The organism is bacterium (assembly GCA_024224155.1).
Lineage (GTDB): Bacteria > Acidobacteriota > Thermoanaerobaculia > Multivoradales > JAHEKO01 > CALZIK01.
This window is the reverse complement of record JAAENP010000564.1, coordinates 1-11,405: the sequence shown is the minus strand read 5'-3', so window position 1 is coordinate 11,405 and position 11,405 is coordinate 1. Positions and strand designations below refer to the sequence as shown.

Genomic DNA, 11,405 nt, shown 5'->3' with positions numbered 1-11,405 from the left:
TCGCAGACGCCTCCCGTACCGGTGAAGAAGATGTTGTTCGGCAAGGGACCGAGCACCGTCGAGCCATCGGTCTTGTCGAAGATCTCGAACACCAGGTTGTTCATCTGCGCGTAGTACTTGCGGCCGACGTCACCTTCGGTATCCGGCGGCACAATGCGGAAACCCAGCAACGCGGCGTTGTCGTCGTCATCGGTGCCCTGGAAGCTCAGCATCGGCGGCGGCGTTCCGAACAGACCGTCGATCGTCTGCCGAACGGGATCGGTCAAGGGAACGAGGGGCGCAAGCCCACGCCGCGAGCGGGCGATATTGGGCATCTCGAAGATCTGATTGGGCACCTCGCGGCCCTCAGTCGCCGCCAGGCTCGGGGGCGAGCTGGCGAGGGCCGCCGCCAAATCCTTCAGCTTTGCCGAAGTGCCCAGGAACTCACCCTCGATCACCGTCGGGCCGATGATCTCAGCCATGGCTCCCTGGGACAGGAGCACAAACAGTCCGAGCCACAAGATTGATCTTTTCGTCGACTTCATTTCACTGTCTCCTCCTTGGATCTTGGTTGGCATCTAACCACCGTCAGGCCCTCTCGGATCGCGAGGCTCGGGCCACAGGACTCATCCCATCTCGAGTCATACCGGCAGCGAGGCTTCGTTCCATCCGTGCGCCTTTAGGTACTTGAACAAACTTTCTAACAGGTGCGGAACCGGTAGTCAAATCGAAAGAAACGACTATGCCGACCCCCATCGAAAGGGTGCCGTAGCGGCCAAGAAAGGACCAGGCGTCGGGCCTGACCCGGCGCCGGCGACGGCCGTTTGGGTGCCAGATCTCGGCGTCGCCTGGCGCGCATCGGGCGAGCTTCTCGAGGGTTCCTCGTCATTTGCTTCGCCGACCAGGCACCGAGTACGCTCGATCGACGAACGGCCCCTTTGCTCCCCCACCTGACGTTGAAACGGATTCTCGAATTGGACCAGCGCCTCGACGACTGGGGCGATCAGCCGCTTTGGCGCCATCTGGCAGCGCTCGCCTTGATCGTTCTGGTCGCGGTGGTTCGGTGGCATCACTGCGTTCTGGCGAGTGAGCCGCTGATTGACGAGGCCACCTATCTGGCCGCTTTTCGAGCTATGGAGCGGGGCCAATCGTCCTACGAGGTCGTCAGTTTTCACTACACGCCGCTGTTCGCCTGGGCCGGCGGGAAACTGCTCGCTCGAGTTGGAGAGCTCGGCATGCTGGCGATCATCCGTTGCGCCTCACTCGTGGGCCTGGCCCTCGCCGTCTGGTGCTCTTCGGCCTGGCTTTCGGTCTCCTGGCCGAGACGGATCGGCGTGGCGCTCGGATTCGTGGCGCTGGCGCCATCGGTGAGCGCCGGTCTTTGCACCGGCAACATCTCCTTCGCGGTGATCGGCCTGATCCTGCTGGCCCTGATCCACTGGCAGCGGCGTTCGATCTTCACCGGGGCACTTCCCTCGGGTGTGGCTCTCGGAGCCACGGTGGCGGCCAAACCGCTAGCCCCGCTGGCGCTGGTCGCGCTGTTCTGCCACCGTCCCGCCGAGCCCGACTCACCCGGCGCCGGCGGCTTGCGCGACAGCCGGCACCTGCTCGCCGGGCTCGTCGGCGGCCTCACCGCGGCGGCGCTGCTCCTGCCCATGGTCTCTCGCCTGGCCGGGATGTCCGAGCAGCCGATCCACAGGCTCTCCTACGCGCGCTCGTTCTCGCTCCAGCGAATCCTTTCACTGGCAGGCGTCGAAGTCGGAGCGCTGGCGATTGTTATCACGGGTGCGCTGATCCTCGCGGTCTTGCTCCGCTTTCTGACCCTCGACCGATCCCAGCTCCTGGCGGTGGCCGTGACGGCTTCGGTTCTGACCACCCCGATCATCTGGAACCACACACTGGTCTTGACGCTGCCGGTCCAGGTGATGGCCCTGGTGGTGGCCCTCCAGCGGCGGCGGTCCGCTCCGGCCGGGGTATCGGGCAGGCGCCCGTACGAGCTCGCTCTCGTCGTCCTCGGAGCGCTCGCGATCCAGTTCTCCGAGGGCTTTGGCGCGGTCGATGAGCTGTCGCGCGCGGCCCAGTTGACGTTCCTCTCGGTTCCCTACTTCGCGCCGGCGCTCCTTGCCGCCTACGTGTTGGTTGCGACCGGGTTGATCAGGGGCCGGCAGAAGCCGGCAGAAGCCGGCAGAGGCCGGTCAAAGCCGCTCGAAGCCGGTCAGGCCCGGCGAAAGCGGTAGACAATAGCTCCCACTAGCAGAGCCAGGCCAGCCGAGATCAGATGCTTCGGCTCGGCGCTGGCGGCAAGCGCCAGCGTGACCAGGCCCGCCGCCACTGGCACCAGCGGCCCGCCCGGGAGCTTCCAGGTGGTGGCCGCGCCCCGCGAGCCGAGCTTGCGACGCAGCACGGGGACGGCGGCGATGGTGCCGAAGTAGGTCGCCAGTCTCGCCACCACCGAAAGCGTAGCCAGGCCGACGAAGGTGCCGGTGAGGGCGAGCGGCAGAGCGATCGCGACCTGGAGCACGATAGCGGCGTCCGGGGTCCGGAAACGGGCATGGAGACGGCCGAAGAGCGCCGGGCCGTAGCCATCGCGCGCCAGGGCGTACAGGTACCGGGGACCAATCAGAATCGTGTTGCTCTGGGTACCCAGAATCGAAAGCGTAGCGCCCACGGTCAGGAGCAGGCCGGCCGCGGGACCGGCCACGTGCCGGGCCGCGTCGGCGAGCGGGGTCTCGGACGAGGCAACGTTGCCGAGCATGGCGAGCGCGATCCACTGGACGGCAAAGTAGAGCGCCGTGATCAGCACGATGTGCAGCAAGAGCGCGTAGGGCAGATCCCGGCGAGGATTCTTGTATTCGCCGGCGGGAGCGGTGGTGTTCTCGAAACCGGCGTAGGCGTAGAGCAACAGGAGGGCGGCGGCGCCCAGGTCGCCGGTCCCGGCCGGCTGGGAAGCGACCCGACCGGCACTCGCGAACCAGAAGCCCAGCCCCACGAACACCCCCAGGGGCACCAGTTTGCTGGCCACCAGTACGATGGCCGTGCGCACACCGCTCTTGACGCCGATGACGTTGAGCCACATCAGAACCAGCGTCGGCACGACCACGGCGACGACCCTCCCCCACCCCCCGGCGGCACCGGGCCAGAGATACGCCAGCGCCTGGGCGAAGCCGGCCGCGAGCGATCCGACCGAGGCCACGCGCGTCAGCCAGGTCATCCAGCCCACCTCGAAACCGATGAAGTCGCCGAAGGCTTCGCGCGCGTAGAGGTAGGCACCGCCGGGCTGGTCGAAGTAGCTCGACGCCTCGGCGAAGCACAACACCACCAGAAAGACCGCGCCTCCCGCGGCCAGAACCGCCCAGACGCTCCGCGGCCCCAGAAGCGCCGCGGCCGCAGCGGGCAGCAAGTAGATGCCCGAGCCGATGACGTCGTTCAGGGCCAGCGCCACGATCTGCCAGCGCGACACGACACGCTTGAGACCGTCGCTCGGATCGACCTCATTCATCGGCGGAGTATTTCAGACGGTCAGACGGTCAGACGGTCGGACGGTCAGCAGGGTCGACACGGCCGAATTCGAGTCACGTTCACGGAAGATTCCAGCTCCACGGTCGATGCTAGAGTTGAACATGATTGTGGCGATCTCGATGATCAAAGCCCTCCGCATCGGCACGATTCTGGGTCTTCTGGGCCTTGGCCTGGTTCCTGACGCAAGTGCCGCCGAGCTCCCCTTCTGCCTGGTCAACCCGGGGGTGCCGGACCTCGAAGGATTCACCCACCGGGTGCAGATCCGGCTCGGCGGCAGCTTCTGGTATCTGCTCGGTCCGGAGTTGCAGCTGCCCACCACCCCGGACCAGGCCGGGCAGCCCCAGGATCTTCCGGGCCATTGCTGGAAGGTGGGTCTTCCGATTGGCGGCAAGCCGCGCCTGATCGGCAAGCACTTCAATACCGGCCCCCTGGGAGCGGGCGCGCCGCCGCGCTTCTGGTCCTCGAACGCCGGCAGTCATCAGCAGCTCTTCTGGGTCGATCTGGTCATCTCCCGGTGGAGTCCCCGAATCGCACTGGAAAAAGCCGCGGACGGTTACGTTCACTACCACGAGCTGATCAAGGTCGGAGAGGGTTGTCTCCACCCACGGCTTGTGGCCTGGTTCCGGCACAGCGCGATAGAGAAGTTCTCCTTTGACGGCGGTCCGCCGCCGGTGCTGCCGGACGGAACCCTCTTCCGGCCGCGCAATGTGCCTCACGACGTTCAACCCGGTATCGACCACAACTTTCCCCCCAACTACGACATTCCCTACAAGCCGGAGAGCCAGCGCGAGGGCCGAGATCCCTTCTTCCTGCCGGTGTGCGGGTCCGGGGACTAGCTGACCGTCGGCGCCCCGGTGACTCGGCCCGGTCGGACTCCGTTCATAGCAGCCTGACGAGACGAGTGAGCATCCACGGCCATCATCACGCCGGCAGCGCGAGCTCGATGTTCGCCCACCGGGGCCGGCTGGCATGGGCGCTGGCTCTGACCGTGGCCTACATGGTCGCCGAAGTGATCGGCGGTCTCTGGACCGGCTCGCTGGCGCTGCTCGCCGATGCGGCCCACATGCTTTCCGATGCCGCCGCCCTGGCGCTGAGCCTCTTCGCGGTACGGATCGCGCAGAGGCCGGCCACGGCCGATCGCACTTTCGGCTTCTATCGCACCGAGATCCTGGCGGCACTCGTCAACGGCGCGACGCTGCTCGCGATCTCGGTGTTCGTCTTCATGGAAGCCTGGGAGCGCTGGCAGCAGCCCCTCGAGGTCAAGGGCCTCGAGATGATGGCAATCGCCGGCGGCGGGCTGCTGGTCAACCTCGTCAGCCTGAGGATCCTCGCGGCGGGGCGGGCCGACAGCCTCAATCTGCGTGGCGCCTGGCTGCATGTGCTGACCGACGCCCTGGGCAGCGTCCAGGCACTCGTCGCGGGGCTCTTGATTTGGCTCTACGCCTGGCATTGGGTGGACCCACTGGTCTCCGTCCTGATCGGGCTGCTGGTGGTCTATTCGGCTTGGTCGCTTCTGAAGGAGGCCGTCGCGGTCCTGATGGAGGGAACCCCGGCGCACATCGATGTTGCCGAGGTCCGCGCAGCCATCGCGCGACTCCCCGGCGTCGTGTCCGTTCATGACCTCCATGTTTGGACCATCACCAGCGGCCTCGAATCGCTGTCGGCGCACGTCGTTTGCCAGGGGCGCCCGCGGACCGAGGTGCTGACAGAAATCCGGGAAATGCTGACCCAGCGCTTCGGAATCGCGCACCAGACGATTCAACTCGAGCCCGAGGGCTTCGAGGAGCACCGGCCTCTCAACTGTCATTGAAGCAGGCGGATCGAAAGATCGGTAGACTGCGGCCCATGGCAACCAAGGTCAAGGGCGCCGCGATTCTCGCCCGGCGCACCTTCGTCAGCGAGCACTACGGCGAGGGGGCCTGGACGAAGATCCTCGACGCGCTACCGGAAGAGGACCGCGAGACCCTGGAAGGCTCCATCCTGGCTTCGACCTGGCATCCGTTCGAGCTCAATGACCGGCTCGACAGCGCCATCGTCGCGGTACTCGGCGAGGGCAGCCGTGAGATCTTCGAGCAGATCGGCCGGGCCTCGGCCCGGCAGAATCTGGCCGGGCCCCATCGAGCTTTCGCTGCCCGCCGCGATCCCGCCTGGTTTCTCTCTGCGACCGACCGCATCTACGGCTTCTACTACGACACCGGCTACCGAACCTACGAGAGCACCGGTCCGACTTCCGGGTTCATCACCACCCACGACGCCGAAACATTCTCGGAGACCGACTGCCTGACCGTGATCGGCTGGTACAAAGAAGCGCTCGAGATGTGCGGCGCGAGCGAGGTCGAGATGACCGAAGAGGCCTGCCGGGCACGCGGCAGCTCGCACTGCCGCTATCGAATCAGCTGGACTGTCTAGCGGATCAGGCGAAGCCACCGAAAACGAAGATCAGCTGTCCGAGCCCGGCGAGGAAGCCGAGCACCGCGCCGGTGAGGATGAGCTTCATCTCGTCCTCTTGAAAGCAGGGTCGCAGTAGATCCTGGAACTCGCGCGGCGGCAGGTCTTCCATGCGCTCGCGCAGCAACTCTTCCGCTCTCGCGGCTCGATCCCGATTGAACGGCCAATGGTCGAAGGGGTCCGTCGAGACCGCCACCGCCTTCTCACCCACCGACTCTCGAATCTCCCCGAGCGTCTCTTCTCTCACGATGATCTGAGCCGCCGGAGCGTAGGTCTGCATGACGCGATCCGCGACCGGCTGGATATGTTTCTTGATCAGGGCCTTGGCCCTCTCCGCGCGCGCGCCATAGAGCATCGCGTACATGATGTGCTGCAGGGTGATGATCTCGGTCGTCACCAATCTGCACCACACGGCCGCGACCTCGCGCTGGCGGCGCAGGAACAGACCCTGAATCGTCCACGGACCGACTCGCTTCGCATTCAGCGGCCGGAAGATCATGTTGATGGCAAGCCAGTTGGTGGCGTAGCCCACGAAAATACCGAACGCCGGCAGCACCCACCAGGACTTGTGGAAGATCCAGACGGTGAGCTGAATGAGTCCGAACAGGAAGCCGAAATAGAGGCCCGAGCGCACGATGAACTTGAACTCTTCGGATCCGGCATCCAGGAACAGCCGATTCAGCAGGTCCTTGTCGTTCTCGAGCCGAGTCACGAGCATGTGTTTGAAGTCGATCAAGTCCTCGATCTCGTCCGAGGCCTCCGCCATCAACCCGTTGATCAGCTTCGGCATCTCCGCTCGCACCCGCTCGTAGACGCCTTCCTTGACGGCCTGAGGCAGCAACCGCCAGACCGCCGGGTGCTCGTAGAACAAGATCTCGTCGGTATAGCCCTCGAGACGACGATCCATGATCTTGGAGATGTGATCGGCGATCAGATCCGGCTCCATCGAATGGAACAGCTCCTCGAGCGTGCCGAGACGAAACATCGTCTTGTCGACGAAGATCGAAGCCATCTTGGTGGCCTTTGACGGAATGATCCCCTGCCAGCCCAGGAAGGGGCGCAGGCCGACGAACTCGAGCGGCTTGAAAGTGAGCTTGATCGCCACCCAGTTCGTGACCCAGCCGATAAGGCCGGCAACGAACGGAATGCTCAGGTGCTTCCAGAACTCTGGGTTGTAGATCGTCTGTTCGAGCACCGATCCGGCCAGCTACCGGCCACGCCGGATGGGAAGGAGGATACCGGCGATCAGGAGCGCCACCCACAACGGCCAGGGACCGCCGCTTCCGGCGAGAATCGCTCCCGCAACCAGACAGAAGCCTCCCAGGAGGGTGGCCCGCATGCCGGCGAACGGATTCTCGGTCGGTCTCTTGGTGGCTTGCTCCATTAACCGCAGTCCTTCGGTCACCAGGCGCGGCGTCTTGGCCAGCGTATCCACGAGCTCCGGCAGCGCGGTCAGACTCTCCTGAGTCAGCCGGAGCGGGCCGAAGCGCTCGAGCAGAATCCGGTTCATGTGCTTGCGCGAGACCTTGGTGACGTCGAAGTCGGGCATCAGGAGCCGACCGACCGCCTCGAAGGTCACGATCGCTTTGACCATCAGCACCATCTCGACCGGGAAGTACATCTGGTGCTTGGCGCCTTTTGCAACCGACTGCATGATCAGCTCCGCCAGCGAGAACTGACTGAAGCGGGAGCGGTGGGACCAATGGCGGCAGACGTCTTCGACATCGCGCCTGAATCCCACCGGATCCGACTTGGTGCCGGTCGTGGCGATCAGCGACAGGTAGTTGGCCGCATTCTCGTGCTCTCCGGCGATCAAGCTGTAGTAGTAGTACAGCAGGGTGTGCTTGAGGTCGGAATCGAAGCGACCGACCATGCCGAGATCGATAAAGCCGCACTTCGGCCCCGGGAGAATGACCAGGTTCGCGGGATGGAGATCGGCATGGAAGAAACCGTCCCGGTAGAGCATCGAGATAATCGCCTCGGCGCCCAGATCGACCAGGCGTATCCGATCCTCTTCCCTCAGCTCGTCGATCTTCGGGTCGGTCGGCTGGATGCCATCGAGATACTCCATGCACAGGAGGTTCTCGTTCGAGTACTCCCGGTAGATCCTCGGGAAAACGATATCGGGCTGGTTCGCGAAACTGGATGCAAACGTCTCGGCGCTGTCGGCCTCACGCGAAAGATCGACCTCGCGCAGGGTGTATTCGCAGAACTCCGAGATCACCCGGCGCGGCTGGAAGCTCGGCATCAAGATCTGGAGAATGGCACCGAGCGTTTTGAGGAGTATGGTGTCGCGCTTGAGCGTCTTGCGGATTCCGGGCTTGACCACCTTGAGAACCACCTGCTCGCCCGAGTTGAGGGTCGCGAGGTGAATCTGCCCGATCGACGCGGAGCCCAGAGGCCGGGTGCGAATATGCGCGAAGACCTCATCGACCGGCCGTCCGAGATGTTTCGAGACCAGCTCGAAGAACATCGGATAGGGCACCGCCGGGAGCTTGTCGAGTAGGTTCTTGAGCTCGTTGGTTACCTTCGGCGGCAACAAATCCTCGCGGGCGCTCAGGATCTGTCCTAGCTTGATGTAGGTCGGGCCGAGCCTCTCCAACCGGCGCCTGAGTTGGACCTCGACCGGCTCACGCTTGAGCTTCCGGTTCACCGGCAGTGCCACCACCGCCAAGATCGGCCGCAGCAGGAGGTAGCGGATCCTCCTGCGCTCGCGCTTGGGCAGCTCTCGCACCCGAGCCACCAGCGCGCCGAGGCCCAGGCCCCAGGCGTGACGGCTGGTGGTCAAGAAGCGGCGAATCAGGCCGTGACCACCGGTGTCGACATGGCGGCCGAAGTCGCGCTCGACTCCGGGCTTGGCCGGGTCTGGCGCCGGAATCTCTTTATTCTTCGACACTTCGAGCATTCGCGAGCTCCCGGAGAAGTGTACCGCGCCGTGACTCAGAAGCGCGCTTTTCGGGACCCGTGTCAGATCAGCCGGCGGATCGGTGCCCGAAACGCCCCATCCACGTCTGAAGGACATCCAGCGGACACCCATCGCGACGGTGGAGTAGCCAGATCTGGAGAGAGCGAAGGATCTGGTCGCAGGAGCACCCCCAGGTATCCTGCGTGGTGAACCGGTACCGACGTCGTGTCCGCCTCGTGTCGAAGACAAAATCCTCGTCGGTCAGTGCGAAATGACGCCTGCGTAGGGCCATTGTCGGCACAGCTTCCGGAATCACTGTGGCGGGGCACCTGTCGTCGCGGTCGGCCACGCCATCGCCGTCGAGGTCGTAGACAGGGGCAACCTCGAACACGGCTCCCGCGAAGGGCTGTGGATCGACATGCGCCCGCGCCCAGTCCACCAACCGGTCCACCGCGAGGGCATTGCCTTCAATGTTCCAGTGGGTGTTCCGAAGACGGTAGAGCTTCTGGCTCTGGCCCACGCGCCGGAATGAGGGCAGCAGATCGAGACACGCCATCCCGCTCTCTTCGCAGAATGAGGTCAACAACTCCTGTGGCAGGTCCAGGTCGTAGTCGGAAAGTGGAGTTGAGCGACGCTGCGCCCCCGCAAGCGCGACCTCGGGATCGACTTGAAACTCGCTGGGGATGATCATCAGTAGAAAATCGGCACCGGTCCTCGTTACGTTCTCTCGAATCCCCAAAAGGACCCGGCTGACCCGCTCGAATTCGAGCTCGAACTGCTCTCTGTTCAAGATGTGAAGAAGGTTCATCTTCCGCGCTGTGATTCCCAGAAAGATCCCAACTGGCATGGAGGGATTGTTGCTGTCATAGTGAAACTGGTAACCGAAAGTCTCTACGCCGCCATCACCTACCTCCGAAGCCGCAGCGTCTGCTTGCTCCAGATTGCCGAGACTCGCCGCCAATGTCGTCTCGGCCCTTTTGAAGCGGTAGAGGTTCCTGACGACGCGCACCAAGTAGCTGACGCCTGCTACGGCTTCCAAGGGTGTGTCGGCCGTGAGCGGAGCTCGGCCATCCAGAAAATCGTTGCCGACGTAGAAGGCAAGAACGACCAGATCAGGACTGAGGCGACTTCCCTCCAGCTGCCAGACCCGCAGCTCGAACAGGGGCCCAATATCGGGATAGCCGAGGTTGATCACTTCCGCCGGGATTCGTAGCTCCCGGCGAAAGCGTTCACCGAGCAAGGACGTCCAGTGATCCGCGAAGGGCACCCGACCACTGGCGAACGTAAAGGAATCGCCCAAGGTCACGACCCGGTAACTATCCGGTGCTTTCTCGACCGGGTACGGTCGGGTCCGGAAGCCCATCGAGTTCGTCACGAAACCGGCCTCGACCGCCAAAGGCTTGAATCCTCTCCGAGTCTTGGTCAGGAGCCCCTCGAGTGTAGCGACTCTCTCGTACCCACCAGCCGGTACCTGGTCGAAGGAAAGCTGGCGAATAGGCTCGTGAACGCGTGAGAGACCGCGGACGGCAAGCTCGGCGAGAAGCAGCGTCACGGCAATTTGCAGGCCGGCGAAGAAGGCCAATCTGAGGAACTTCCTGAGCCTTCCAGTCGGAAACACAATCGACCCGCTGTGCGCCAGGGGCAGAGAGCGGCGCCTTGCAGCAAGCATACACCGCGTTCGGCTCGCCGGTTCGATGCCGAGAAGGCCGAGTCCCACGACCCCGACGGGTGTCGCCGGGCGCGCTCTTTGCACGATATTCTAAGGACTCTGGACCCTTGAACCTCTAAGTGAGCGAGATCCTCAAATGAAAAAGACGAGCTATTCAACGTACCTGCTGCCGGTGACGTGGGCGGTGCTGCTCGCGGCGCTGACCGTCGGAATTCTCCCGGCCCAGAACTACGGCCGGCTGGTCCTGGTCGTCAAGGACGACCAGGGGAAGCCCGTTTCAGGCGTCACCGTGAGCGCTACCTGTGACGAATTGCCGAAGTTCACTCTCCAGAAGATCACCGACAAGAAGGGCAAGGCAACCTTGGCGTTCGGCGACGCCACCAAGACCTACAACATCAAGGTCGAGTACGAGGGTTTTCCGCCCATCGAAATGCCGTTCAAGCCGGAGATCAGAAAGAGCAAGACCCAGGAGGTCAAACTTTCCGCGGCGACCAACGCCGACGCGGCCGCTCAGGGCCCGGTCATCTACACGCCCGCCGAGCGCATCTTCAACGAAGGTGTGGAAGCGGCGCGGGGCGGCGACTACGAAACCGCCCGCGCCAGGTTTCTCGCGGCACTCGATAAGAACCCTGACCTCGCGCTGGCTCACTCCGCCCTGGGCGGTCTCCATACCGAGCTTGGCGAGTACGACTCGGCAATCGCCTCCGCCGAGCGGCTGCTCGAGCTCGAGCCGGGCAATCCCCGCGGCTATCGCATCCTCTACGATGCCTACACCGCCCTCGGCAAGGAAGACCTGGCGAAAAAGGCTCTGGCCAACATGGCTTCGGCCGACGACAGCGGGGACGCCGCAATCCTGCTCTACAACGAAGGGGTCGCCGCCCTCGA

General features: G+C 64.1%; 10 protein-coding genes. 5 read left to right on the top strand and 5 right to left on the bottom strand.

Features of this window, described 5'->3' with window-relative positions; all coding sequences use genetic code 11:
* On the bottom strand, positions 1–524 hold a 524-nt coding region (locus GY769_25705), incomplete at its 3' end, for a hypothetical protein (protein ID MCP4205321.1).
* Between the two features lie 429 nt (positions 525–953).
* Between GY769_25705 and GY769_25700 the strand changes: the two genes are divergently transcribed.
* The gene (locus GY769_25700; GenBank protein ID MCP4205320.1) at positions 954–2,216 is read left to right on the top strand and encodes a hypothetical protein; all 1,263 of its coding nucleotides are present in this window, start codon (positions 954–956) and stop codon (positions 2,214–2,216) included.
* Here GY769_25700 and GY769_25695 read toward each other — a convergent pair.
* Positions 2,195–3,478, bottom strand: a complete 1,284-nt coding sequence (locus tag GY769_25695) for an amino acid permease (protein ID MCP4205319.1) — start codon at positions 3,476–3,478, stop codon at positions 2,195–2,197. The two genes, GY769_25700 and GY769_25695, sit on opposite strands and share 22 nt — an antisense overlap.
* A 139-nt stretch (positions 3,479–3,617) precedes the next feature.
* Between GY769_25695 and GY769_25690 the strand changes: the two genes are divergently transcribed.
* From GY769_25690 to GY769_25680, 3 genes are all read left to right on the top strand, one after another.
* Positions 3,618–4,334, top strand: coding sequence for a hypothetical protein (locus GY769_25690; protein ID MCP4205318.1), 717 nt, complete (start codon positions 3,618–3,620; stop codon positions 4,332–4,334).
* A 107-nt stretch (positions 4,335–4,441) separates the two neighbouring features.
* Positions 4,442–5,308 carry a cation transporter gene (locus GY769_25685; protein ID MCP4205317.1) on the top strand — a complete coding sequence of 289 codons (867 nt, stop codon included), beginning with the start codon at positions 4,442–4,444 and terminating at the stop codon, positions 5,306–5,308.
* Positions 5,309–5,343: 35 nt separating this feature from the next.
* Complete coding sequence (locus tag GY769_25680; protein ID MCP4205316.1) at positions 5,344–5,907, top strand: TIGR02265 family protein; 564 nt, start codon at positions 5,344–5,346, stop codon at positions 5,905–5,907.
* Between the two features lie 4 nt (positions 5,908–5,911).
* Here GY769_25680 and GY769_25675 read toward each other — a convergent pair whose 3' ends face one another.
* From GY769_25675 to GY769_25665, 3 genes are all read right to left on the bottom strand, one after another.
* Entirely contained in the window at positions 5,912–7,141 is a 1,230-nt protein-coding gene (locus tag GY769_25675; GenBank protein ID MCP4205315.1) for a DUF445 family protein, read from the bottom strand.
* Positions 7,142–7,153: 12 nt separating this feature from the next.
* Complete coding sequence (locus GY769_25670) at positions 7,154–8,851, bottom strand: AarF/ABC1/UbiB kinase family protein (protein ID MCP4205314.1); 1,698 nt, start codon at positions 8,849–8,851, stop codon at positions 7,154–7,156.
* A 67-nt stretch (positions 8,852–8,918) separates the two neighbouring features.
* On the bottom strand, positions 8,919–10,433 hold the full coding sequence (locus GY769_25665) for a hypothetical protein (GenBank protein MCP4205313.1): 1,515 nt from the start codon (positions 10,431–10,433) through the stop codon (positions 8,919–8,921).
* Between the two features lie 223 nt (positions 10,434–10,656).
* Here GY769_25665 and GY769_25660 point away from each other — a divergent pair.
* A partial coding sequence (locus tag GY769_25660; protein MCP4205312.1) for a tetratricopeptide repeat protein occupies positions 10,657–11,405 on the top strand: 749 nt, incomplete at its 3' end.

What these genes read in the sequence shown, in the direction of transcription:
- GY769_25670 (MCP4205314.1), bottom strand. Translation starts at nt 8,851, where the DNA reads ATGCTCGAAGTGTCGAAGAATAAAGAGATTCCGGCGCCAGACCCGGCC.
- GY769_25680 (MCP4205316.1), top strand. Translation starts at nt 5,344, where the DNA reads ATGGCAACCAAGGTCAAGGGCGCCGCGATTCTCGCCCGGCGCACCTTC.
- GY769_25695 (MCP4205319.1), bottom strand. Translation starts at nt 3,478, where the DNA reads ATGAATGAGGTCGATCCGAGCGACGGTCTCAAGCGTGTCGTGTCGCGC.
- GY769_25685 (MCP4205317.1), top strand. Translation starts at nt 4,442, where the DNA reads ATGTTCGCCCACCGGGGCCGGCTGGCATGGGCGCTGGCTCTGACCGTG.
- GY769_25690 (MCP4205318.1), top strand. Translation starts at nt 3,618, where the DNA reads ATGATCAAAGCCCTCCGCATCGGCACGATTCTGGGTCTTCTGGGCCTT.